Genomic DNA, 25,497 nt, shown 5'->3' with positions numbered 1-25,497 from the left:
TTTATTAAGTTTTTTGATGGGTTGGGGACATGGAGGTGGATTGAGGTAGTTCGAACCAAGGAACTTGGGGGAATGTGTGGTGTTCTTGATGATAGGCCCCAAAGTGATAACAAGTCAGAAATGACCAGCAATCAAATAAAAAATCAGTCGAGGGGTTCCGGTTTGGCCATGACTTGCCTTTGCCATGAGGCAAATATGTGCCAAAAACGAAAAGCTGAAGCGAACTCAAGACCAGAGGAACTAGGAAGAAGAGGAATAAATTTAAGTAAGCAATATTAAACCAAGCATTAAGGGAGAGGGAAACCAAAGCGATCGCCCCTAAGAATTTGATAAATTGCCTAAGAGAAAAATAACCGCGCAGGAATTTAGCATACCAAAAAATCGGGTGGCGATGGACTCCATCATGGAAGTCAGGATCGCCAACTTTTCCGGGGGTTAAATGGTGATTTATGTGGTTTTTTTGGCAATTTTTATAGGACAAGCAAGCATAAAGACTCACCGCGAGTTGACCTATTGTCCGATTTAACCGCAGATTGTGCGGAACCAGTAACCCATGAATCGCATCATGGGCCAGGATAAATAAGCCCGTATGTAGGAAAGAACGACCAGCTATCCCAACAGCGATCGCTATCCAATTGATGTTGCTGAGGGGAACAGCAATCAGCAAAAAACCACTGCCTAACCATAATAAAAGAATTGCGATCGCCAGCCATAAACCCAAATTTGATTTCTGTTTCTGTAATTCCATGATTTCCGTTATACGACGATCAAGTAAAAGATTGATTCTTCTGTCTCCCTCCTTAATATCATGTCAGCATAATTGCCCATAATAAAAATTTCTCCGCGTCCATCCTAACTAGGGGTCTTCAACTTGATATGATATAAAAAGGGGGGGAAGGGGGAGGATCGATACGAAAAAAGCGTCCCCGTTGAGGACGCTCTGGTTTTAATCCGTTTGGTCTGGAGAAAAATTTGGAGATATCTCAGTCCAAATCGTCAACAGGTTTTTATTTACTAACCAAGTTTAAAAGTTCTTTGGCAGATGCCAACAAATCAACCGCCACAAAGAATATCTTGCCATCAGGATTTAACAAGAAACGCCAAGCAACATTCATGCCCACATTGGCACCAAACCAAGGAGTTTGACAAGTCCCAGTCACCTTAATTTGCAAGAAACCATCATTAGCGGATTCGCTCACACCCCGTTCGGGTACGAGTTTGAGATTTTGGCATTCTTCTCGGAAGAACTGCAGCACCGCTTCTTTACCAACAATCGGGCGTTGGAAAGGAGGTTGCAGCGCCCCATCTTCTGCAAACAACCCAATCAAAGCATCAAAGTCATTTGCATTGAGGTTCGTCATGTATTTAATAATTGTGGGATTATCAACCCCTTCGATTGTCACCTTGTCTCGTTGAGCGATTTCTGTGGGGACAACCACAGGTTCAGATACACGCTGATATCCCTCAATTCTTTTCGGATCATAACCCATATCTACGACGGCATTTCTTAAAACAGTGATTTGCTGTCCACCTGCAAGACCAGAAACCGTTAACAGAACTGCCGAAGCATTTGCAGAAAGTTTGTAACCATCAGGAATCGGCGCAACCAATCCTTGGTTCATCCATTCAGCTAGACGATACCAAAAGCCCAGTTTAAGGTTGGGTGTCCAAGCTGCATACATACGATTGATAGGGGTATCGATCCGATTGGCCAGATCGCACATGACTTGGGATTGTTTCTTGAAGGACATTCCCTTGATCTGTGCCAAAGTGGATTCGGCAAACTGCATATTCGCCGCACCAGGAGCGGCAACGGTAATGCTTTTTCCCATTTCTAAGTAAGCAAACCAAATTAATGCCAGTTGATCTTCTGCACTAAGCTGGTTGAAACGGGCCGTTGTTGCAGGAACAACATCGGCAGTCAGAGTATTTGAAAAGATATTGCGTGCTGTATCAACGGTGTACGCCATAAAGTCTCCATGATTCTGCTGAACTTGAAATGAGAAAGAGCATTTCTCGAACTCAAAGTTTTGTTCTTGTATTAACCATAGCACAGATAACTTTACTTTTTTTATAATAACTTTACTTTTTTTATAAAAAAATCATCAGTTTACATTATTTAAACTGATGATTTTTTTTGGTAATATTCTGGCTATTTATCCATATTTAGTGTTCTGGTACCGCAATTAACCCCAATTTATAAATATATATAGCGTAGCTAAGTTTTACTGATGGTTTGTATTGAGAACTATGAATGTAAATTTTGCTAAAATCGAGACAGTGTAGGGTAAATAATGTGATCTAATTTATATTAGGACTTATAATACTAAATTGTCAGATACTAACGTAAAAAATAAACAAAAACCTGACTCAAATCCTGAGCTTACCTGGTGTAATAGTCAAATCTCAAAAAAATAAAGAATGGGAGCATCAAACCCAGTGAGCAGTTTCTGGGTAACGATGAGGATTTTGGGCTGTTGGCCAAATTTGGGGAAGTTAGGTAGGGTGCCCTGCGGCGACAATAAACCATGGTTACAAATCAATGGTATTTGGGCATAACGCACCATCTATAATTACGCAATCGTCCAATTTGAATCATCGCATCATGCAAATAATTCGTTTATTATTGTCGATGAAGCTCAGAATACGACTCCAGCGCAGATGAAGAAGGTGTTAACTCGATTGGGATTTCGATCGCTATGAAACGGCTCTTTAGGGGAATCGCGATCGCAATTTTGGTCTGGATGGCGATCGCCTGTCCAGTTTGGGCAGGGCCTTTAGGCGATCGCCTGCAACAGTTTCCCCATTGGGACAGCAAACCCCCTGTAATGGCAGCTACAGGCGATTTGGTTTATCCTGACTGGATGGAAGGCACTTGGGAAGTGACCAGTACCTTAGAAGACATGGTCGCCCCATTAGCACCCGATTTAGTCACCCCTGGTTTTGAAGGAAATCGGCAATATTTGCATCAACCCATCGAGTTTGAGGTGCGGTTTCAACCCGCGAGTGAATGGGTACTACCGTTTCAGGGGGATTCGGGTTGGTCGTGGGGGAAAACGCTGAATCAGATTCTCAACCCTATTGTGGCGGATCGGGAATTTAATGGCTCCCATATTGCTAGTGCTTATTTAGGTGACGGGGGGTTGCGATCGGTTAAGGTAGATCCTGACGATCCCAATCGGCAAATTATTCGCTTTGCTTCCGATCGCCAATTAGTCTCTCTGGTCACTGGACGAGCGACAGAAGCCCCCAATGAAAACGACTTTATCAGTACAGAAGTGGCTCAACAAGTATTTCGTAGCCAGGGACAGATTTACTTAAACGAAGTTGAAACCACCACGGCTTATCATCGATTGAGTGAAACAGGTGAGGTTGAAGCCGAGCAAGTTACCGCCATTTATCTCTCACCCCAAGACCCCAACTATTTCCGCGCCTTCTCCACCCCGGTGGCGTTATACCGTTATCAGTTACTGTTATTGCTTGTCGATCAATAGAGTTCGCTGTGTAATGATCGAGATGGAATTTTCCTCCTAATTTTACGCGATCGCAGAGACTTGAGGACGGGCAAAAATCATCCGTCCTGCCGAAGTTTGCAGAGCGCCCGTAACGACCACACGCAATTCAACCCCGATATACTGTCCCCCTTCTTCCACAACGACCATCGTGCCATCGTCCAAATATCCGACCCCCTGTTGTGGTTCCCGACCTTGCTTAATAATTTTTAAGTCCAGATCGTCACCGGGCAAATAAGCCGGACGCATAGCCTGGGCGAGATCGTTAATATTGAGGACAGACACCTCCTGTAAACTGGCAACCTGATTCAAATTGTAATCATTGGTGAGCAAGGTGCCGTTAATTTCTTGTGCTAAATGCACCAACTTAGCATCCACAGTCGCAATCTCTTCATAATCGGCTGGGTGGATAGCAATTTTATCTCGATAAGTTTCGCGAATGCGGTTGAGAATTTCTAAGCCCCGACGACCCCGAATCCGCTTTTGATCGTTGCCCGCATCCGCCACCAGTTGCAGTTCTTGTAAGACAAATTGAGGCACAAGAAGTTGCCCTTCAATAAATTTTGTAGCGAGTAACTCTTCCAGGCGACCATCAATAATACAACTGGTATCCACAATTTTTGTAGTGGCGGGTTTGAGGGTTCCCTCAGCCAGTAATAGGCTTTCCATACTATGGGGGTTAATCAGTCGTAAAAAGGACCGCCCATGGGTATCTGCGAGGGAAATCCCGGAGAAGGCAAACAGGATACTGCCTAATACGGCAACCAAGGGTTTAATGAAGCCAAATTCTTTGGGAATGGGTAGCAGGAACAGGGGCGCTAACATCAGGTTAGCGACTAGTAGACCTACGACTAAACCAATGGAACGGGTCAGGAGGACTTCTACCGGCATTTGTCGCACTTGGGCTTCTAAACGGCGATAGGAGGTTTGCACAAATAACCCAACTGCTCCCATAATGAGGGCAGCAAATCCAGCGGTGACCGATCGCAGACCATCTTGATTACTCACTTGGTCTAACACTGGGGTCGGAAGCAATTCCACGCCGTAGAAACCGATACCGATTCCTGCTAGGATAAAGGATATGATAATAATTGCGTCAATCATCATTTGACCTGATTGGGAACGAATAAATATTGAGGGGTCTGAATTAACCCCCTAAACTCATTGCCATAAAGGATAGAGATAACCCATATTATAAGAGATCGATACACAAGGCTGTCGATCCATAAGACGGCAAACCGAACTGGGGTGAAAGGTCTCATGGAGCATCAAGAACAATCTTTAGTTATTCCCCGTTCAGCTTATCTTCACATTCCCTTTTGTCGTCGTCGCTGCTTCTACTGTGATTTTGCTATTTCTGTGGTCGGCGATCGCCGTTGGGGAGACAATTCCCCAGCCATTTCTCACTATATCGAGGTCTTAAGTTCTGAAATTGAACAGACTCCTCTTCGCGGTTCATCCTTAGAGACGGTGTTTTTTGGGGGGGGAACCCCATCCTTGCTCAGTGTCAGTCAACTCGAGCAACTGTTAAACACCCTCGAACGCCACTTTGGGTTAACCTCCACTGCCGAAATTTCCATGGAAATTGACCCTGGAACTTTCGATCTCAAGAAGTTACAAGGTTTTCTTGCTCTAGGAGTCAATCGGATTAGTTTAGGGGTACAGTCCTTTGATAACCAACTTTTAAAACTGTGTGGGCGATCGCATACTGTCAACGAAATTTATCAGGCGATCGATTGGCTCCATCAAGCACAAGTCGATAACTTCAGTATAGACTTGATCTCTGGTTTACCCGAGCAGACTTCTGAACAATGGCAAAAAACCCTACAAATCGCCCTCGATATTTCCCCGCCCCACCTCTCCATCTATGACCTAATTATCGAACCAATGACTGTCTTTGAGCGGCGCTATGAAGCAGGAAAACTAATCCTTCCCAGCGATGACAGCAGTGCCCAATTTTATCGCTTAACTTCCCAAATCTTAAGGCAAGCTGGTTACGATCACTATGAAATTTCCAACTATGCTCGCCCTGGATATCATTGTCGCCATAACCGTGTCTATTGGTACAATCAGCCCTACTACGGGTGGGGGATGGGAGCTGCTAGTTACATTGATGGTATCCGATTTATTCGACCCCGCACCCGAAAAACTTACTATCAATGGCTGCAAGATGGGGGAGTGATGGACACTCCTCCTCTCTCGTCCACCGAAGAGTTTCTAGAAACTCTGATGCTCGGTCTTCGGCTTGCAGAAGGTCTATCTTTAAAGACCTTAACCCATCAATTTGGTTATCCTCCTTTGCAACAGTTGAGTCCAAGTTGGTATCCCTACTATCAACAAGGATGGATTAACCTCAACACCCCGAATGGACAACCTTGGCTTCCTGGACAGCCCTTACCTTCAACAGGTCAGATCTCTCTAAGCGATCCAGAAGGCTTCCTCTTTTCTAACACAGTTTTAGCTGAGATGTTCCAAGTATTTAGTTAAGTGCTTCGCGCTAGGGAATGGGGAATAGGAAAAAAAGGCAACAGGCAACAGGCAACAGGCAATAGGGGGAAAAGGCAAGAGGCAAGAAGCAAGAGAAAATCTCTATGTCTCCCTATCTCCCTATCCCCCTATCTCCTAATCCTGAGAAACCTCTTTCGGTCGCCATCCGGGACGCACTTTTTGGGGAGCGCGGGCGACAACTAGAGCATCATTTTCTACATCTTTGGTGACCACCGATCCGGCTCCAATGGTGACATCTTCACCGATGGTAATGGGAGCGACTAGGACACTATTAGAACCGGTTTTCGTGCGATCTCCAATCACCGTTTTATGCTTCTGGTAGCCATCATAATTGGCGGTAATCGTGCCTGCACCCACATTCACCTGTTGACCGAGTTGGGAATCCCCAAGATAGGACAAATGAGCTACATTCGTGCGATCGCCCACTTGGGACTTCTTGATCTCCACAAAATTACCCACCCGACAACCCGCTCCAATTTCGGCCTGCCCTCTTAGATGAGCATAGGGGCCAATTCTCGTACTAGATTTTACCCAACTATCACTAATCACCGAATAGAGAATCGTCACCTGTTCCCCAATCTCACTATTCTCTATCAAACTCCCTGGCCCAATCCGACACGCCGACCCAATCACCGTGTTTCCACGAAGGTGAGTTTGCGGTTCAATCACCACATCCGAACCAATTTGTACCGTATCATCAATGGTAATACTATCGGGATCGATCAACGTTACCCCCGCCTTCATCCACTCCTCTTTAATCCGGTCTTGTAGAATCTGATGGGCTGTTGCCAACTGTTTGCGGTCATTAATCCCTAAAATCTCCTGGTAATCCTCCACATCCAAGGTCATCACCCGGTCTAAATAATTGACCGCATCGGTTAAATAATACTCTTGCTGGTCATTCTCTGACTTTAACTGGGGTAAAACCTGGGCCAGTTGCGGCCAATTAAAGCAATAGACTCCCGCATTAATCCGCCGATTTTGTCGTTGAGCTGTCGTACAATCGCGGTCTTCGACAATTTGTTGTAGTAGATTATCGCTATCCGAAAAAACTCGCCCATACCCTTTGGGATGGGGATGCTGGGCGGTTAAAATCGTCGCTCCATTGCCTTCGCTCTTATGGGTTGCCAGTAAATGACTAATCGTTTCTGGTCGTAATAGGGGAACATCCCCATTAAGCACCAGTAAATCCCCGGTGAATCCTTCTAAATAGGGGAGAACCTGCTGAACTGCATGACCGGTTCCCAATTGTTGACTTTGGGTGACAAACTCCAATCCCGGTAAATCCGTCAGAGATTCCTGAACCAGATCCCCCCGATATCCCACAATCACCAACTGACGCACGGGAGAAATGAGGTGACAACTCTCAAGTACTCGTTGAACTAAAGAACGTCCTCCTAGGGGATGCAAGACTTTGGGTAACTCCGATTTCATCCGGGTTCCCCGTCCTGCCGCTAAGATTGCTACTGCTACCATGACTAATCAACCACACTACCGACAGGAGTATATCGCGCTTTATCACCAAAATTTGACTCTTGGAGGGAAATCTTGATTCCAGTTTGGCTCATTTTACGAGGATAGGCGATCGCCATCACTTTTAGACTTTTGGTAGACAATCCACCTCTATCCTAGTTTTAACAAGAGATTGAGCAGTTTTTCCTTCCGGTTTTGGCGATCGCTAATTGTCAAGTTGTTTAAAGTTTCTCATCCTTTTGTTTCTTTGAGTTGAACCCCTGCGCTAAACTAAGCTTTGATCCGGTATAACACTGGACTAACTTAAACTGGTCAAACCATAGAGCGGCTAAAGCATTCCGTTCTCAACTACTCGGTTGGCACTCTGGAGCCATCTAGAACTGACTGAGCTATCTACACCTTATCCTTTGTCGATAAGTGTGAGAGCATATCACTATCAAACTGTTGTTGGGAGTTATTATTCAATGTCTCATTCAGTAAAAATCTACGATACCTGCATTGGTTGTACCCAGTGTGTGCGTGCTTGTCCCTTAGATGTGCTAGAAATGGTTCCTTGGGATGGATGCAAAGCCGGACAGATCGCTTCTTCCCCTCGCACAGAAGACTGTGTGGGCTGTAAGCGCTGTGAAACCGCTTGTCCTACTGACTTTTTAAGTATCCGGGTTTACTTAGGCGCGGAAACTACCCGCAGTATGGGTCTAGCTTACTAAAAGCGGATTCATCAATGCCTTGCCCTTGGGTTCATCCTGAATCTTGAGGCCAAGTTTCAAGGGGGAGTTGTTCAACTCCCTCTTTTTGGTAAGTCGAAAACTAAAATAACTTATTATTAAATATTGAGCTATATCGACCCATGACTTACACCCAAGCCAAACTTCTCAGCTTTGAGGAATTTATCACCCAATACGGCGATAATACTCGCTACGAACTTATTGATGGAGAACTCAGAGACATGGAACCCACAGGGCCTCATGAAGCAGTTGCGGGGTGTATTGTAGGAAGAATCTATGTGGAGATTTTTCGTTCCCATCTCAATTGGTTGATTCCAAAAACTGGTTTGATAAAACCTCTTTACGCTGAAGCTACGGCTTTACGTCCTGATGTTATTGTTTTAGATCGAGATGAATTGAGCAAAGAACCCCTTTGGGAAAAAGAACCGGTTATTTGTAATGGAAGTACCGTTTGCCTTGTTGCTGAAGTGGTGAGTACCAACTGGCAAGATGATTATGCGAGAAAGGTGGAAGAATATGCTTTTTTGAAAATTCCGGAATATTGGATTGTGGACTTTAGAGGTTTGGGTGGCTTACAATTTATCGGCAATCCCAAACAACCGACTTTGACGATTTGCCAATTGGTAAACGGCGTTTATGAGCAGCAACAATATCGTTTGGGAGACTCAATTCATTCTTACCTGTTTCCTGAGTTACAACTCAAACTTGACGATATTATGCCAAGTTAAAACTCTGCATATGAATTGGGGATTCTGAAGGGAAGGTTAACATGACCGAGAGGCTGATCTCACTGCCGATGGAAAAAATTGCTGAATTTCGCCAAAAGTTGAATGTGACAGAGCCTGCCTTATTCGGCTCCATTCTACGGCATGATTTTAATGCCAATATAGGGGATGTGCGACGATCGCAAAGATTTAGAAGAAGACATCCAGTCTTTACCACAGTTTGTACCGCTTGTACCGCGCCCCCCTCCCCCTTATGTTTGGCTGCGATCACGATCACATTACTCTCTCTGATGATTTTGATGCGACCTTAGATGAGTTTCAGGATTATAGCTAATGCGCTTCCTGCTGGATACTCATGCCTTACTGTGGTTTTTACCGGAAGTGCCAATTTAAGCGATCTCGTCCGCAACTGGATGGAAGATCCTCAACATCACAAGCCGATTCGTACGATTAAGGCTCATAGTCGCCGTGCCCGTAGTTTGTTTCGCTATGGTTTTGACCTCCTACGCCGCTTTTTCATTGACCCGCTCTCTTTTTCTGACTCTCTCTTTCAGCCCATACAACTTTTGTCCTGTACTTAGGAAAAGAATATCTCTAGTGACTTAACTCTTTGGCGAGAGTATGCCGATCGCGACTTTCAATGGTTCCAAAAACAAATTGAAGCCAACTTAACCTATCTACGTGAAGGTTCACAACTCCTCGACAGTGTGATCGCCACCATTCGCGGTTTAGTCGGGATCGAACAAGCAGAGAGCGATCGCATCTTACAACAGCAAAACGAAGATCTACAAGACGATATTCAAGCTTTGGGGTTTGCGATCGGTGTAGGCGCAATTTTAGCCTCAACATCCGGTTTAATTATACAGCCATGGGATTCCCCAAACCGTGACAATATAACCGATATTCGGCTGATTCATCCCTTTTTAGTGGCATTTTTTGGCAGTATAGTGCTGGCACTGTCGGTCTTTTGCTGGATGAGACGCTTGCTGAAGAATAAACGAAACCGAAACCGTAAAAAATCAGACTCAATAAAATGAGGATTGGCGATCGCCGGAAAAATTCTGCCGAACCATCCGATGAATGAACGAATCCCACGAAGAAACTGTTAGCATAAACAGCTAAGGGGAACAGGGTGGCCCTAGTTCTCCGTCTACAACCCCCCAGTTTCGTAATCAATACAACTCGGAGTAATCGATTCAATGTGTGGAATTGTTGGCTACATTGGCACTCAAGAAGCTCAGGATATTCTCCTTTCTGGATTAGAGAAGCTGGAATATCGAGGTTATGATTCGGCAGGCGTTGCCATGATTTCTGAAGGCGAACTGCACGCCATCAAAGCTAAAGGAAAGTTGTATAATTTGCGCGATAAGCTCAGGGGAGTTGAAGACAAGGCGCGGTTGGGAATTGGCCATACTCGATGGGCGACTCATGGTAAACCGGAGGAGTATAATGCCCATCCCCATACGAATAAACAGGAAACGGTGGCGGTGGTGCAAAATGGAATTGTGGAAAATTATCGGGAACTGCGAGAAGAGTTGAAGGCAAAAGGTCATGAGTTTGTTTCCGATACAGACACTGAGGTGATTCCCCATCTGATTTCTGACTATTTATCGAGTAATCCCAGTTCTTTCCTAGAAGCTGTGAGGCAAACGGTGAACCGGTTAGAGGGGGCATTTGCCCTTGCCGTTATTTCGACCCAATTTCCCGATGAACTGATTGTAGTTCGCCAACAAGCTCCCCTGGTGATTGGATTTGGTCAAGGGGAATTTTTCTGCGCCTCCGATACCCCTGCTCTGGTTTCCCATACCCATATTATTCTGCCCTTAGATAACGGAGAAATGGCTCGTCTGACTCCCCTGGGAGTTGAAGTTTATGATTTCCGGGGAGAGCGACGGGTTAAATACCCCCAAACCCTGAACTGGAATCCCAGCAGCGCCGAAAAACAAGGATTTCGCCACTTTATGCTCAAAGAAATTTATGAGCAACCAACGGTTCTGCGAACCCAACTTGATGCCTATTTTGACCCCGAATGGTATCTCCAACCCCAGGATAAAACCCGTTCTAGCCAGTCTTCCCTGTCTGTCTCCTCCCAGGGACTGGTGCAACTCAATTTGCCTAAGAGCTTGTATGAAAACTTAGAGCAAATTTATATTGTGGCTTGTGGAACCAGTTGGCACGCGGCGTTAGTTGGAAAGCATTTGCTAGAGCAGTGGGCGGGTATTCCGACTTGTGTTCAATATGCCTCGGAGTTTCGCTACTCTCCCCCTCCTTTAACAGCCAATACGTTAACTATTGGGGTTACTCAGTCAGGAGAAACGGCGGATACTCTGGCAGCTTTAGGGATGGAACAAGAGCGGCGCAAGGCCCACCCTTTAAGTGCCTATCAACCCCGAATGCTGGGCATTACAAATCGGCCGGAAAGTTCGTTGGGTCGGTTGATTCCTTATATTATTAATACCCATGCCAATTTAGAGGTGGGAGTGGCAGCAACGAAAACGTTTAGTGCTCAGGTGATGGCGTTTTATGCTTTGGCGTTGGATTTAGCCGATCGCCGTCAGTCCCTGAAACCGGAGGTTATCGAGAGTATCATCAAGAAGTTACGGGAATTACCAGCGCTGATTGAGAGGCTGATTGAAGAGCAGGATCGTTATATTGGTGAGTTGGCCCATCAGTTTAATGAAACGAGCGATTTTATCTTTTTGGGTCGGGGGATCAATTTTCCTATTGCCTTAGAAGGGGCATTGAAGCTCAAAGAAATCAGTTATATTCATGCAGAGGGCTATCCGGCTGGTGAAATGAAACATGGCCCTATTGCCCTGTTAGATGCAAAAGTGCCTGTTGTGGCGATCGCTACTCCTGGAGATCTCTATGAAAAAGTGCTCTCCAATGCCCAAGAAGCCAAAGCCAGAGATGCTCGTTTAATTGGAGTGACCCCTAAAAACTCCCTCGAAGCTCAGGATATTTTCAACCAAATCTTAGCCATTCCTACGGTCGATGAGTTTCTCTCTCCTTTGGTTACAGTGATTCCTCTCCAGTTACTGGCTTACCACATTGCTGCCCTTAGAGGTCTTGATGTCGATCAACCTCGCAATCTGGCTAAGTCGGTGACCGTAGAGTAGGCGGATAAGGGGAGACGCGGGGACATGGGGACACGGGGATAGCTGATTACCTATTTCCTGTTACCTATTGCCTATTGCCTATTGCCTCACGGATAAAAAAAACTTTTCGATGCAAGTCTTCCCTTTCCTAGCGTGTTATGCTATTGTGAGGAAGTAACAAGAAAAATAATTCCTAGCTGTTCTTGTTCTCTAATTCTGCAGAATCCTCACGAGAAACCTAACTCGCCACTAGGAAAGTACACATAGAAAAGATTTGACAAACTTCAAATATGAATCAAGGTTGTATGAAACAACAGATTGTTCACCCAATGTTTAAACTGCAAACCAAAGTGAAATCATTGGTTGATTCTAATATCCTAAAACCGACAGATGGCATTTGGAAAATGGCCTTTTTGTATGGCGATCAGTGGAAATATTGGAAAAAAGAATTGAAAGCCTATGACTTCTCTATGCAAGACCCGGTGAGTGAACTCCTAGCTGTAGAAGAATGGGAAGACTAATGCAACGCTAAGGGCCAAGAACCCATTGTCAAGAAAATAAGTTTCAAACCCCAAAACTCCTTTATCCCGTAATAGCTGAAAGTGCAGAGTCTAAAGCTTGCGCTAATCTTTGAGCATTGGGAAATCGATCGCGGGGTTTAGGAGCTGTTGTCTTTTCAATCACATCCCGCAGAGGTGGAGCGATCGCTTCCACAGACTGCAAATCTAAACGATAGGAGAGATCTCGGCGGCGTTTATAATACTTAAGCGGCTGTTCTCCAGTTAGTAAAAACACAAGTGTCGGCCCGATCGCATATAAATCTGATTGGGTTACTGGTTGTCCTCGATCCTGCTCCGGGGCACTATAGCCCTCTGCTCCAATCCGAGTTCCCAAGGGCGTTCCAATCTCCTTAACTGCTCCAAAATCAATCACCACAATCTGACGATCTAAGCGACGTAGCAATAGATTCGCCGGTTTAATATCCCGATGCACAATCGGGGGTGATTGACTATGTAAATAACCCAAAATCTGGCAGGTTTGAATCATCAACTCAATGGCAACTGGTGCAGAAAACGGCCCCTGTTGATAGAGCAAGCGCTCTAAGTCCTCACCATGGATTAACTCCATCGCCAAATACTTTTTACCCTCCTCAATAAACGAATCAAAAAAGCGAGGAATTCCGGGATGGTTCAACCCCTTCAGGGTGCGAGCTTCCCGGTCAAACAACTCCCTAGCCTTGGCAATGCGGGCTAAATCAGAATTCATCTCCTTAAGTACGATTAACGGAGATGAACTTTTTTTCGATTGAGGAGGATAGGCTAAATAGGTTGTTCCCATACCCCCTTGACCTAAAATTCGCAAAATCGGATAATCCCGCACTTGTTTTTCAACATGCAAGGGTTGACCACAATGGATACAAAACAAATTATTCGGAGCATTGCCTTCATGGGTGCATCCTGATGTAGTTGGGGGGGGAGCAATTGTCTGATTCAGAAAGGTAAGCTCTAAAGTTGGCCCCCCAGCAGCTAACTGGATCAGACTTTTGCTCTCGATTATCATTTGGGAGATAGCTTGATGGTTCACCAGCGTGCCATTTGTGCCTCGGTTAGTGACTTTCCAGGCGATCGTTTCATCCGTCTGATGTGGAATGGGTTCTAACTCCAAATGATACCGAGACACCAAATCATTAGAAAGCACCACTTCATTATCCTGGGCCCGGCCAATACGAACTTTCCCTTGAGGAGTAAATTCCCAGCTTTGCAGTGGCTCTCCTTTCTTCGGATCTAATAGAGTGAGGGCGATCGTCCCTTGTATCATCTTGACGTATCTCAAACAGTACAGAACAACTCAATATTGACTTAACGGCTTAATCCTCCTAAATTAGGGCGCACCTTGGCCCGAACTAGAACCACTGTAATATTGTCATGACCATTATGTTCGTTAGCCAAATCGATTAAATCACTCACTCCCCGCTCCAGATTGGCACGAGAACTCATCAGAGGTTCAATATGCGTCCCCACATGCTTTTCTACTAAATCATTATCCGTAAGTCCATCGGAGCTTAACAGCAATAGACTATCTTGATTGAGTTCAAAACAATAAATATCCGGTTTGACAAAATCGTTATGGCGTGGCCCTAATGCTTGAGTTAACTGATAGGCATCGGGACGAGCAAAGGCTAATTCGGGTTCTAATCCACGCTTAATTTCCCGTTGGGCAACATCATGGTCTTGAGTCAGTACGCTTAACCCCTGTTTTCGACTAAACATATATAACCGACTATCGCCCACATGGGCAACAGCCACATGGACATCTTGAATTAAGACCAAAACCAAGGTAGTTCCCATTCGTCCACTTCCGGTACGACTTTGGGATTGATTAATGTCATAGATGGCTTGATTGGCTTGTAATATACCTTCTCCAATACATTCAGCCGAAGGTAAACGAGAGTCAGAATCGGGTAAATCAAACCAATGGGTTTGAAAATACTCTTTGAGGGTTTTTACTCCAACCATACTGGCTTCTTCTCCACCCGCATGTCCACCCATCCCATCACAGAGAATATACAAGCCTTTGGCATGGATAGTACGCCCAGTTTTATCTTCAATGCGTTCTAGTTGGGTATGAATCAGAAAACTATCTTCATTGTGGTCTCGTTGCATCCCCTTATCCGTTGCTCCTGCATAATCGAGGCTAAACAGTTGCATCGGTAAAACCACGGTGGGCATATCTTCAAAGGGGGCACCCGTGGAACTGGGAAACTGGGTAGGGGCAGATGGAGAAAATGCAGCAGGGTTATAGTCGTTGTAGTCAATAGGTTGGGTTTTGTCCTGATCGAGTTCTTCTTCAGAATAAAGGGGGGCAAGGCTTTCGGGATCGCTGTCTAGGTCTAGGTCTGGATTGCCTTGTTCTTCGGCTAAAATGTCTTCTAGGCGATCGCGGAGTTGGTCAACGGCGGTCATTTTTTCCGCTTTCAGGTCTTGAAAGAGGGTCAGTAATGATCCCACTTGGGTCATATCTGATTGTTGAAAGAGTTTGTGCCACAGTTTACCTAACTCTTTAAGAGTGACTGCTTCTGGGTTGCCATCGGGATATAAGCATTTGAGGCACAGAATTTCATCTTCATCGAGCAGAAGGTTGTCTAGTTCTAGAAGGCTTTGGCGACAATGGACGATTTCGAGCTGTTCCCAGAGATCGAGCATCTCATGGAACATAAAGATAATTTGCTCTGAGGGCATGTTTTCTTCCCGCCACAGATCTACCACTTTTTTCCAGTCCGAGCGGTCCTCGATCACTGTAACTGTCTTGTTTTCGTCTTCCAGCCAAGATTCCTGTAGGGAAGGGACACGATGGCGATCCATTTCATTGAGTTGTGATTCTAGCGCTCGATAAATCTGGGCGAGTTCTGGAAGAATAACTTGTGCATTGGGTGAGATATCCATAGGGTTGTTTAGGGTTAGTCTTGAGCTTGATTTGGGAGAATTGTTAATTAGTACGTCTGGAGATTCTGGGAATCCAGAATAGTGGCTTAAGAATAGATAACAATAATCAGGGAAGTTGGACAACCGGGTGGACGGTGGCGATCTGTGACTCATCGCTAATGTGATAAGGCTGGGCATTGCTGCGCGATAAGGCTGGGCATCGCTACACAATCGAATCGCACAATCTCTTGCACCTTTCAGGATAGCAGGTTAGATTTCCCATGGTCATTATATTGTCTCAGTTTGATGATTCAATGAAGAGCCGTTTAATTGTGTAACAAATTGCAAAAATGATGTCTGAGCTATCCGATCGCAATCTTAAGATAATTGGAAGGAGAGGATTAAAAAATTGACTCAACCTCCTTCCGCTACTCCTGTTACTCCAAGGATAACCCTTGCTAAGATCATGTCTGTTACCAGAGCCTTACCCTCAATTCAACCCCATTTACCTAAAATTCCTAAAATCAGTTCCACTGTATCTGCCCTATTAGCTGTCTTTTTGGCGATCGCTTCTTTATCCTTTGCTGCCATTTTCATTCGCTTGAGTGAACGAGAGTTGGGCCCATTTTCTACGATTTTCAACCGGTTTTGGATTGCCTTTATCGTTTTGGGAGTGGTTTATGCCCTAGAACAGTGGAAAAACAGCGATTCTCTAGATCCCAACCCAAACGTTGAACCGCTCAATCGACGGGATGTGATCTTGTTAATCGGTGCAGGGGTGATGTTTTGGGGATGTTTGGCCTTTTGGGCTTGGTCTTTGACCCTAACCGGTGTCGCCAATTCTACCATTTTACATAACCTAACGCCTTTATTTACAACTCTGGGGGCTTGGATCATTTTCCGTGAGTCCTTTGATCGGCCATTTTTAATGGGCTTACTCATTGCTCTGATTGGGGCGATTGCTCTGGGACTCGATGATTTCCAAGTCGGCGCTGAACATCTGAATGGGGATATTGCTGCCCTATTATCGGCTGTCTTTTCTGCTGCTAATTTAATGTTAATTGAAACTCTACGCCACAAGTTTCCCGCTACGGTAATCTTAATGTGGTGCTGTGGTGTTGGCGCAATTCTCTCCCTGCCGGTTGTCTTGCTGGCTGAAGACCAACTCTTTCCGATTACGGTCTCTGGATGGCTGTCTGTGATTGCCTTAGCGGTGGTTTGTCAAGTGGTGGGACAAGGATTACAAGCCTATAGTCTCAAGCGTCTGTCTTCGGGTTTAGTGGGAATTTTCCTGTTACTCGATCCGGTTTTTGCCGCGATAATTGCTTGGATTGTTTTTGCCGAGGGATTGACGTTGATTAATATGATTGCTTTTGCTACGGTTTTAGGGGGAATTTATCTAGCCAAATCGAGTCAATATAGCGATCGCATCCTTAGTGAAGAGTCGTCTACCTAGAGTTGGATTAATCGGCATCCGTCTGTAGGGGCGAAGGGTTTTTCGCTCCTACTCGATCAGCCATAGTATCATGGTGAGTTAAGTTTCCGGTTATATCATTATCTGAATTTTTAATTGATATTAGGTTTACAGTCATGAATTCCCATATCCTGGTCATTGAAGATGAAGCAAAACTCGCTCGTTTTGTGGAATTAGAACTACAATACGAAGGATACCAGGTAAGTGTTGCGGGGGATGGGTTGACCGGATTAACCCGCATTCGAGAGTTGAAACCCGATTTGGTGATTTTAGATTGGATGTTACCGGGGTTAAGTGGAATTGATTTATGTCGCCGTTTACGCCAAACTGGAGAGAATGTTCCAGTGATTTTGTTGACTGCGAAGGATGAAATTGGCGATCGCGTTGCGGGATTGGATGCGGGTGCAGATGATTATCTGGTCAAACCTTTTAATATTGAGGAATTATTGGCCAGGATTCGGGTACAGATTCGCCGAGTGCAGAAATCGGAGCGTGAGTATTTAGCCTTTGAGGATCTGAGTTTAGATCGCAGGTCGCGGGAAGTCAAGCGCGGAGATCGGGAGATCGAGCTAACTGCCAAAGAATTTGATTTGTTAGAATATTTGCTGATGCATCCCCGCCAAGTTCTCACCCGCGACCAGATTTTAGAAAAGGTTTGGGGCTATGATTTTATGGGCGACTCCAATATCATTGAAGTTTATATTCGTTATCTGCGCTTAAAGTTAGAAGCCAACGAAGAAAAACGATTAATTCAGACGGTGCGCGGTGTCGGCTATGTTTTGCGGGACTAGATTAGTTTATTCTCTAGTAGGTAAAACGTAATGCTCTAAGTTTACCGTTGTTTTAGTACGACCAAAGTAATATCATCAAAGACTTTTTGTTGCCCAATAAACTGGCGTACCTCTTCAATAATCAAGTCACGAATTTGCATCGCTGAATGTTGCCGATACTGTTGTGCTAATTGAGTTAATCGCTCTAACCCATACAGCTCATTCTCCATATTTTCCGCTTCTGTAATACCATCCGTGTACAAGATAACAATATCATCTCGATTTAAGATAATCTCTTGTTGAGCAACAAATTCACCAATCTCCAATTCTAAACCAATAGGGAACCCTAAATCTAGGGTATCGATCAATTCCAGTTGTCCATCAGCTCGAACCACGATAATTTCTTCGTGTTGACCACTAACCTGAATCACTCCACATTCATAATTGAGAATAGCTAAACTCATATTTTTGTCAGAGTTCATGCGTTGTAAATTTTGATGCAAGGTCTGATTTACTATTTCTAAAAAATGAATCGCATTGGTTTCCTGGATATTTTCTAGAGTGCGAATAACCGTTTGCGCCATTAACATTAACACTCCACTTTCTAAACCATGACCGGTTACGTCTCCGATACTAATTTTAATGCGATCGCCTTGCTTTAATATATCATAATAATCTCCTCCAACTTCATCTGCTGGCTCCATAAACCCGGCAATATCCAAGTTTTCCACAACTTCTAATTCAGTTTGCTTAGGTAACACCATCTGTTGAATCTTTCTGGCAACATCCACTTCTGAACTCAAGCGTAGATTTTCAGAAGTTAGTTGTTCATTTAATGTTTTAATTTCTGCGTTAGCTAAAGCCAGTTGAGCAGTTCGCTCTTCTACTTTCTGCTCTAAATTACGGTATAAATACGCATTTTCCAGGGCAATCGCCGCTTGTCCGGAAAGAACCTGTAGTGTATTTACTCTATCATCAGTAAAAGCCCGTACCGTTAAGTTGTTCTCCAGATAAACCATACTAATTAATTTACCCTGATTGACTAAGGGAATACAGAGAATTGATTGAGGTTGATTGGTTTTAATATAAGTATCTCGAGTAAAGTTACCAGAATGAGACGCATCATTTAAGACTAAGCTTTCCTGCGTTCTAGCAACATAGTTCACGATCGCATGACAAACCGTATTAGACTCTGCTACGGGTTGATTCTGAAGGGCTATAATCTCCTCAGAATCAACACTTCCTGATGCTTCAATCACTAAATCATCTTCATTAACAACGATCAAACATCCAGTTTGTGCCCCCGCATTTTGCAGGATAATATGCATTAACTCTACTAGCAATCTATCTAAGACAATTTGTCCAGAAATAACTCGATTAGCTTTGAAGATTGTATCAAAGTCTAAGACCTGTCCGTAAGTTCCGGTAGTATCTCTTGAGGTAATGTTGTGGGAAGGAGAGCTATTGTACAGCGTGGGGAAATCGTTCTCGAGGGCAGCGATTTTTGCCAAGGCTCCCCAGCGATCGTAACCATAGATCGCATCGAGCAAATAGTGCTGGGCAATTTTTTCCCGTCCCAAGCTCCGATAAAACTCAGAGGCACGTTCGGCTGCAATACCCGTCTCTGCCAAAAAACCGTTGGACTGGGCAGTGGAGATCGCGCGATCGTAATAGTCCATTGCCTCTAGCGCTCGCCCTTGAATGCGTGCCTGTTCGGCTAAGATCAATTCGTGCTTGCTTTGATAATTGTGAGGGGCGTGACTCGCCCAATTGGCGATTTGAGCCGTATTGGTTTGAATGGACTCCCAAGTTGTTGTCTGTTCTTCTGGCGGTAAACCTGAATAAATGGCTAACTGCACCAAAGTTTCATAAAAAACATAGCCTCCAGCGAGCATAGAAGCAAAGGCTGCTGTTTGGTATTGGGATGCGATCGCGATCTTGGTCTTAGCAGTTTGCCAATCTTTCATCAGGTAAGCCAACATCACCTCGGCACAATATACAAAAAACAGCAACATCAAATTTTGTGAGGCTTCGATGTATGTTACCTCCTCGTGGCTGAGATATTCACCCTCAAGGATTTGCACATTCGGTGCTTCGCCCCGTAAATTTTGGGTCAATTGTCGCCAAGTTTTCGCTGGATACCAAGCATGATCCTGCTTTGTTTTTGCGAGTAGGTCTACATAAGTCTGTTGTGCCCTTTCTACATCCGTTAGTGTCATCCCCGTCAGCATCATGTAGCCGCACGAAAACATTGCAGAATAGGCTGCATAAACTACATCGCCAGTTTCAAGACCCATGTATACGGTTTCCTCTAGAGCTTTAATCCCGTGCTGATGGGGTTCTTTCCAATGACCCGTAAAGCAATTAAAGAGCATATGCACCTTGCACTTGAGTGCATCGGAGGGATATTGCTCCAGAATCCGCAATGAAATTTGTCCTGATTGATAGGTCAAATCAACATCAAATGGGATCAAGATTACTCCATAAGCATAGGCTGCTAGAGAAGAGTGACCGAATTCCAAACAGAGGTTCTTGATGTTGTAAATCACATAGGGCAGCAGATCCGGACGGGCTTGGTAGACGGGGCCACTAATGAGGGTAAGGATTTTGAGGACGGACAGTAGCTTGGGATCGCACATTTCCGGATAATCTGCCAATTCATCCAACTGCGGCAGAGAACGCACCAATTGCAACTGTGCCGCATCGGTTTCTAGCGGATACCCTAGCAATTCCAACACGGGGAGTGTTGTCTCGATCGCCTCCAACATTTGGTTTTGGGCAATGAAAAACTGGATTTTTAGCTCGTAAATTTTGACTTTATCCAGTAGGGTTCGCGCCTGATCGAGAGCAACTTCTGAAAGGCTCTGAGCGCTGTCAAGCCGAGCGAGCAGATATTCGACTTCAACGGCTTCAGTATAAAGTTGCAAGGTCAGATCGTATTCGCTTTGCCATGCCCCTTCTGGTAAAAGAGTCCGACCTGTCGTCAGATATTCTAACGCCGAGTGGTAGGCATTAGAAGCCTTGGCCTTGCACCCAGCCTGCAAGTTCAGTCGTGCTAAATCCAGCCGCTCGGCGGGTTTGACTATGAGAGCAGCCCCGATATTAAGTGGGTTAACGATATCAAAGATACGCTCGTCTAACTGTTCTGGTGGAATGCTCTGCCAAAGTAAGCGACCCACCTTGAGATGAACCTGTTGCTTTTCTGCCTCGGGAATCAGAGAATAGGCCGCCTGTTGAACGCGATCGTGCAAAAACTTGTAGTCAATTTGCAAAGTTTCGCAGTCCTTGACGACTTGCGGAATTTTATAGGCATCGCTCAAAGGAACGACTAATCCAGACTGAAGGGCCTCCCATAAATCGGCAGCAACCATCTTAGCTGACTTTTCATTGACAATTGCCAAGATTCTCAAATCGAACCGATTGCCCACACAGGCGGCTAATTGCAAGATATTTTGCGTGGCAAGGGGTAATTTTTCGATTTCCCCTACCATCAAATCCACAACATTTTCAGTGATTTCAATATCGAGTAAATTTTCTGCATTCCATTGCCACTCGCCCGTTTTTAGATTGAATTTAATGACTTCTTCAACATAGAGATATTTAAAGAGCTGTGTTAAGAAAAATGGATTGCCTCGGGTTTTCCAGACGAGTAATTGGGTGAGTGATTCAATCTCCGTTTGCTCCATCTCGATTGTATCGCTGACTAGCTCGGTAATGTGGGTTGAGTCTAGTGGTTTGAGAAGGATGGTCTCTAAGTTTGTTCCCATCTCCTGAATCTCACTGAGGGTTCGTATTAAAGGATGGGTGGGACTCACCTCGTTGTCCCGATAAGCACCCAATACGAGCAAATATTGTCCGTCAGGATTCGTAACGAGCAGTTGAATGAGTTGCAGCGATGCGGCATCCGCCCATTGCAAGTCATCCAAAAACATAACGAGGGGATGCTCTTGGCGAGTAAATACGTCAATAAACGCCCGAAAAACAAGATTAAAGCGGTTCTGGGCTTCGGAGGTAGACAAGACTGACAGAGCCGGTTGGGGACCGATGATCGATTCGACTTCCGGAATCACATCCACGATCGCTTGACCATTTTTCCCGAGGGCTGCTGTGAGTTTTTCGCGCCAAGTTGTAACTTGTTGCTCCGTTTCTGCAAGCAGTTGGCGCACCAATTCTCGAAAGGCTTGAATCAATGAAGAATAGGGCTTATGGCGCTGTAACTGGTCAAACTTGCCGCTGACGAAATAGCCTCGCTGTCGCACGATAGGCTTATGAACTTCATTGACCAGAACCGATTTACCGATTCCCGAATAGCCTGCTACCAGCATCATTTCTGTTGTGCCTTGGCTGGTGCGATCGAAGGCCGCCAGCAATTGCCGCACTTCTGATTCCCGACCGTAGAGCTTTTGCGGGATCGAGAAGGTTCCTCGTCGGTCTTGTTGAGCTAGTATAAAGGGGCGCACGGTTTGACTTTCCCGCCATTGCTGCCAGCAGATTTCCAAATCCGCTTTGATGCCATAGGCACTCTGATAGCGATCTTCAGCAGTTTTGGCCATGAGTTTTGCGATCGCGCCCGAAAGGATTTCGGGAATTTGAGGATTTACACTATCAAGGGGCTGGGGAGTTTTGGCGAGATGGCAATGTATCAGTTCCATCGGATCGTTGGATTTGAAGGGAAGCTCTCCCGCAAGCAGTTCGTAAAGGGTAATCCCCAAGGAATAAAAATCGGTGCGATAATCGATCGCCCGGTTCATCCGACCTGTTTGTTCGGGAGAGATATGGGTGAGGGTTCCTTCGAGAAGATTGGAATTGCTTATAGTCGCCGCTTCCTTAGACAAGCGCGAGGCAATGGAGAAATCGGTCAGTTTTAACTGTTGGGTTTCTGGGTTAAAGATAATATTTTCGGGTTTAATATCCTTATGAATCACTCGTTTTTGATGGAGATGTCCCAAAGTTTCTGCCAGTTGCCGTCCGACCCAGAGAACCCATTCGACAGATAGCGGTTTCTCGTGCGACCAATAAGCGAGATCTCGCCCACCAAAATCTTCCCATACTAAAATTGGTTTTTCCTGAAATTCATCTAAAGTAAGGGGAGCGACGATTCCCGAAATATCCAGGTGTCGAGCGATATCGTACTCGTGCTTGAGTCTGGCAATATCCACCGTAGAAGGATGATTTTTCCGGATGGTTTTGAGAATCACTGGAGTACCATCGGTTTGCGTGACTGCCCGATAGACAATTGTATTCACATTTTCCGACAGTGTAGCCAAGATTTGATACTGCGACAGCTTGAGCATGATTCAAGATGGAAGGATATAAAAAATCAGAGGAATAATAGATAGATAAAGCAAGTCACGATCGTGCGGCAGGAAAGATCCGATTCTGCTCTAATGTATCTATAATGGTAAATCCAATCCCACCGCAACACCCCATATAAACCGGTTATACTCCAAGCTTTTTTAATCAAGCTCGGAGTATATAATCCACTAACGCAACCAAGGACACAATTGTTGGAGCCACCTCCATAACTGCAAAAGCAAAATCTCTAGAATTCCCAAAAATAAAACCAAGGGAAACAAAGGCTTGAGATACCAAGGGAGTTTCCCACTCCACGGCAGGCCCTGTTGGTAGCGTTGGCAATCTGACCAGCGATGCAATGAATAAATGATAGGTTGACGGAGATTCCATACTTTACAGTAGGGGACTTTTGCCTCTGAAGCATCGATAATAGAGTTGACGGCGTAGCGAGCGGCTTCGTTTGCGCCTTCCATCGTTGCCAGATCGACATTCGTTCGCACATAGTCCGAAGCGAGGAATAGGTTGGGGATTTGGCTGTAAGACAAGGGACGCAGACTCCAATTATCGATCACATTGACCATGAGGGGTTCGCTGTTGATGTTGGCGGAGGAATCATGGCGCAGGCGGCTGTAATAGCACAGGGTTTCGTTGCCGGGTTGCGGAGGAGTACAGGAGGTCGGACTAGCTCCCGGACAGTCCTTGGGTCGAGGAATGGGTCCGACAAAACCTTTGGCAACTAACGCATTCACTTCCAAGCGCGCTCCATATTGGTCGATCTCGAGATGATTGGCAATTTCTTCAAGAGTGACGGAATCGCGCTCATGCTGATGAATCCACAAAAAGAGTGCTTTAAAAGAATCCGGAAGATAGAGATTTAATACTTCTTCTAATTTTTCTGGATTATCAACCCAGTCAGAAGTATTGGTAATATCGGGGTCGAGAAACCAAGAGAGCAGGTATTCATCCTTAAGAATGGGTTTGCCGTCTTTCTTAAGAGAGTGTTTCATTTCTTCCCAAATTTCGGTTTTGATTTGGTCTCGATAAGCAACTTGGGCGGGCTTGTTGTTGTCCCCGAGGTAAAGGCTGCAAGAAGCAGATTCCACTCCGATTTCATTGGTGTTGGGATTGATGAAGTATCCCCAGTCGGAGGCGATCGCAGAGATAATCCCCCTCACGTTGCCGTCCCCAAATCCTTCCATGGGAAATTCCTCTTTCTTCCAAACTGCTTGTTGGGAAATGGAAGTCAAAGACCAAGGCGTATCTACATATAGAATGTGTCCCTTTAGGTCAACAACATCTCGATCCAGATAGAATTGAATGCCGTTCATCCAAGCTGTACTCGTTCCTAGGGATTTAATCGTTGCCAGAGTGCGATCTCCCTCTAGGATTTCCTCCGAGAGCAAGCCAGCCATCATATCGACCGGGACTGCGGCGAGATAGTAGTCGGCTGTAATACGCTTGTCGATTTGAGTTTCCAAATCCGTCACAATCGCCCCCGTGATTTTCCTCTTCCCCCGTTTGTCCTTGGTAACTTCAATGCGGCGTAGGCGATGGCGAAGATGGTAGTTCGTCCCTTTGGAGCACAAATACTCGAGCCAAGGGTCGATCCATACATCGTTGGTCGGACCATTGAGAACCCGATCTGTACTAGTCGTACGAGTCATATCAAAAAGCAATTGAATAAAAATTTCTCCTATTGTTTTTGTATTGGCTAGTTGGGGGCGAGAGGCTACTAAGCTCATAGTTAAACCCTGTGCCAACAGGTTTTGATAGGCTTTGCACCTGTTCTCCGCATCAATGTAGTTCCACCAACTGATTTTGTCGTATTCTCCAATAAACCTTTCTTGGCAAGAGGTCATCAACTGCCAAGTGCGAGCGGCGAAAAATTTAATATCGACAGGCGGTATTTGATCGGTCACGATCGCTTCAATAATTAGCTCGATATCCTTGATCAAATCCCCACAGGAATGAGGGAAGCTCGCAGGCAAGATAGTCAAGTTCTGATTTAACTGTGCAAGAGCGAGATACGGGACAGATACTAAGTTGTCAAAAACACCTCTGGGATTATTCTTATAAGGAATGCGCTTCATCGTATCAGTCACATTTCTATAAAAGCCCGGAAAGAAACGAAATCCATGCTCCCCCGGCAGGGGTTTTTTCCTGGGAGCAGCACTATGGGGAACGTTGATGCTCCGGGCTTTCCCTCCCGGAATCTCTCTAAGTTCGTAGACTTCAACCTCAAATCCCCGCTCAATTAATTCCTGAGCAGCACTCATTCCAGCAACTCCACCACCAAAGATCGCTACTTTAGCCATACTAGTTTTGACTCCACTGTTCACAACACCTTTAAATTATTGTATATTTTAAATCCAGATCACTCAGTGTTTATTGGGCTTAAAAATTTGTTTGAATTTTAACTGAATTTTTAAGTGATAGACCTATTTCCGGATCGGATGGCAAAACGCTGTAGTCCAAATCCCTGTAAGCTATGC

The 25,497-nt window shown here is 45.1% G+C and carries 20 protein-coding genes and 2 pseudogenes; 12 read left to right on the top strand and 10 right to left on the bottom strand.

What is annotated here, in order from left to right; all coding sequences use genetic code 11:
- Positions 1-4 precede the first annotated feature (4 nt).
- The gene (locus J7529_RS04535; protein ID WP_318728009.1) at positions 5-748 is read right to left on the bottom strand and encodes a fatty acid desaturase; all 744 of its coding nucleotides are present in this window, start codon (positions 746-748) and stop codon (positions 5-7) included.
- Positions 749-1,007: 259 nt separating this feature from the next.
- Positions 1,008-1,970 (bottom strand): orange carotenoid-binding protein, encoded by a 963-nt coding sequence (locus J7529_RS04530; RefSeq protein ID WP_318728008.1) that lies wholly within the window; start codon positions 1,968-1,970, stop codon positions 1,008-1,010.
- 640 nt (positions 1,971-2,610) lie between these two features.
- On the opposite strand from J7529_RS04530, the pseudogene J7529_RS24635 reads away from it, so the two are divergent.
- Together J7529_RS24635 and J7529_RS04520 are read left to right on the top strand one after the other, a co-directional pair.
- Positions 2,611-2,697, top strand: a pseudogene (locus tag J7529_RS24635) (PhoH family protein); the annotation flags it as partial.
- Between the two features lie 2 nt (positions 2,698-2,699).
- On the top strand, positions 2,700-3,494 hold the full coding sequence (locus J7529_RS04520) for a DUF6816 family protein (RefSeq protein WP_318728007.1): 795 nt from the start codon (positions 2,700-2,702) through the stop codon (positions 3,492-3,494).
- A gap of 42 nt (positions 3,495-3,536) precedes the next feature.
- On the opposite strand, the gene J7529_RS04515 is transcribed toward J7529_RS04520, so the two are convergent.
- Complete coding sequence (locus tag J7529_RS04515) at positions 3,537-4,616, bottom strand: PIN/TRAM domain-containing protein (protein WP_413038807.1); 1,080 nt, start codon at positions 4,614-4,616, stop codon at positions 3,537-3,539.
- A 156-nt stretch (positions 4,617-4,772) separates the two neighbouring features.
- Here J7529_RS04515 and hemW point away from each other — a divergent pair, with 156 nt between their 5' ends.
- Positions 4,773-5,999 (top strand): radical SAM family heme chaperone HemW, encoded by a 1,227-nt coding sequence (gene hemW / locus J7529_RS04510; protein WP_318728005.1) that lies wholly within the window; start codon positions 4,773-4,775, stop codon positions 5,997-5,999.
- Positions 6,000-6,134: 135 nt separating this feature from the next.
- Here the strand turns inward: hemW and glmU are convergent, their stop codons facing one another.
- Both glmU and J7529_RS04500 read right to left on the bottom strand, forming a co-directional pair.
- Positions 6,135-7,496: a bifunctional UDP-N-acetylglucosamine diphosphorylase/glucosamine-1-phosphate N-acetyltransferase GlmU gene (gene glmU / locus J7529_RS04505; RefSeq protein ID WP_318728004.1), complete on the bottom strand. Its 1,362-nt coding sequence runs from the start codon at positions 7,494-7,496 to the stop codon at positions 6,135-6,137.
- Between the two features lie 2 nt (positions 7,497-7,498).
- Positions 7,499-7,636, bottom strand: a complete 138-nt coding sequence (locus tag J7529_RS04500) for a hypothetical protein (protein ID WP_271936756.1) — start codon at positions 7,634-7,636, stop codon at positions 7,499-7,501.
- Positions 7,637-7,957: 321 nt separating this feature from the next.
- Between J7529_RS04500 and psaC the strand changes: the two genes are divergently transcribed.
- From psaC to J7529_RS04465, 7 genes and pseudogenes are all read left to right on the top strand, one after another.
- On the top strand, positions 7,958-8,203 hold the full coding sequence (psaC, locus tag J7529_RS04495) for a photosystem I iron-sulfur center protein PsaC (RefSeq protein ID WP_012307203.1): 246 nt from the start codon (positions 7,958-7,960) through the stop codon (positions 8,201-8,203).
- 140 nt (positions 8,204-8,343) lie between these two features.
- Positions 8,344-8,949, top strand: coding sequence for a Uma2 family endonuclease (locus tag J7529_RS04490; protein WP_271936761.1), 606 nt, complete (start codon positions 8,344-8,346; stop codon positions 8,947-8,949).
- Positions 8,950-8,990: 41 nt separating this feature from the next.
- A complete protein-coding gene (locus tag J7529_RS04485; protein ID WP_318728003.1) occupies positions 8,991-9,257 on the top strand; it encodes a hypothetical protein in 267 nt (88 codons plus the stop codon).
- A gap of 123 nt (positions 9,258-9,380) precedes the next feature.
- Positions 9,381-9,527 (top strand): annotated as a pseudogene (locus J7529_RS04480) (IS4 family transposase); the annotation flags it as partial.
- 126 nt (positions 9,528-9,653) lie between these two features.
- The gene (locus J7529_RS04475) at positions 9,654-9,983 is read left to right on the top strand and encodes a hypothetical protein (protein WP_318728002.1); all 330 of its coding nucleotides are present in this window, start codon (positions 9,654-9,656) and stop codon (positions 9,981-9,983) included.
- A gap of 162 nt (positions 9,984-10,145) precedes the next feature.
- Positions 10,146-12,065, top strand: coding sequence for a glutamine--fructose-6-phosphate transaminase (isomerizing) (glmS, locus tag J7529_RS04470; protein WP_271936762.1), 1,920 nt, complete (start codon positions 10,146-10,148; stop codon positions 12,063-12,065).
- Positions 12,066-12,349: 284 nt separating this feature from the next.
- Entirely contained in the window at positions 12,350-12,565 is a 216-nt protein-coding gene (locus J7529_RS04465; RefSeq protein ID WP_318728001.1) for a DUF4327 family protein, read from the top strand.
- Between the two features lie 61 nt (positions 12,566-12,626).
- Here the strand turns inward: J7529_RS04465 and J7529_RS04460 are convergent, their stop codons facing one another.
- Both J7529_RS04460 and J7529_RS04455 read right to left on the bottom strand, forming a co-directional pair.
- On the bottom strand, positions 12,627-13,862 hold the full coding sequence (locus J7529_RS04460) for a protein kinase domain-containing protein (protein ID WP_318728000.1): 1,236 nt from the start codon (positions 13,860-13,862) through the stop codon (positions 12,627-12,629).
- Positions 13,863-13,903: 41 nt separating this feature from the next.
- Complete coding sequence (locus J7529_RS04455) at positions 13,904-15,487, bottom strand: serine/threonine phosphatase (protein WP_318727999.1); 1,584 nt, start codon at positions 15,485-15,487, stop codon at positions 13,904-13,906.
- 445 nt (positions 15,488-15,932) lie between these two features.
- Between J7529_RS04455 and J7529_RS04450 the strand changes: the two genes are divergently transcribed.
- On the top strand, positions 15,933-16,922 hold the full coding sequence (locus J7529_RS04450) for a DMT family transporter (protein WP_318727998.1): 990 nt from the start codon (positions 15,933-15,935) through the stop codon (positions 16,920-16,922).
- A gap of 7 nt (positions 16,923-16,929) precedes the next feature.
- Here J7529_RS04450 and J7529_RS04445 read toward each other — a convergent pair whose 3' ends face one another.
- On the bottom strand, positions 16,930-17,058 hold the full coding sequence (locus tag J7529_RS04445; protein WP_318727997.1) for a hypothetical protein: 129 nt from the start codon (positions 17,056-17,058) through the stop codon (positions 16,930-16,932).
- Here J7529_RS04445 and J7529_RS04440 point away from each other — a divergent pair.
- Positions 17,057-17,731 (top strand): response regulator transcription factor, encoded by a 675-nt coding sequence (locus J7529_RS04440; RefSeq protein ID WP_318727996.1) that lies wholly within the window; start codon positions 17,057-17,059, stop codon positions 17,729-17,731. The two genes, J7529_RS04445 and J7529_RS04440, sit on opposite strands and share 2 nt — an antisense overlap.
- A 41-nt stretch (positions 17,732-17,772) precedes the next feature.
- Here J7529_RS04440 and J7529_RS04435 read toward each other — a convergent pair whose 3' ends face one another.
- Complete coding sequence (locus tag J7529_RS04435; protein WP_318727995.1) at positions 17,773-23,004, bottom strand: AAA family ATPase; 5,232 nt, start codon at positions 23,002-23,004, stop codon at positions 17,773-17,775.
- A gap of 189 nt (positions 23,005-23,193) precedes the next feature.
- On the bottom strand, positions 23,194-25,344 hold the full coding sequence (locus J7529_RS04430) for an FAD-dependent oxidoreductase (RefSeq protein ID WP_318727994.1): 2,151 nt from the start codon (positions 25,342-25,344) through the stop codon (positions 23,194-23,196).
- Positions 25,345-25,497: the final 153 nt, after the last annotated feature.

The sequence above is a fragment of the Roseofilum sp. Guam genome, assembly GCF_017746735.1.
Lineage (GTDB): Bacteria > Cyanobacteriota > Cyanobacteriia > Cyanobacteriales > Desertifilaceae > Roseofilum > Roseofilum reptotaenium.
The sequence above is the reverse complement of the archived record's forward strand: the minus strand, read 5'-3'. Positions and strand labels throughout refer to the sequence as shown.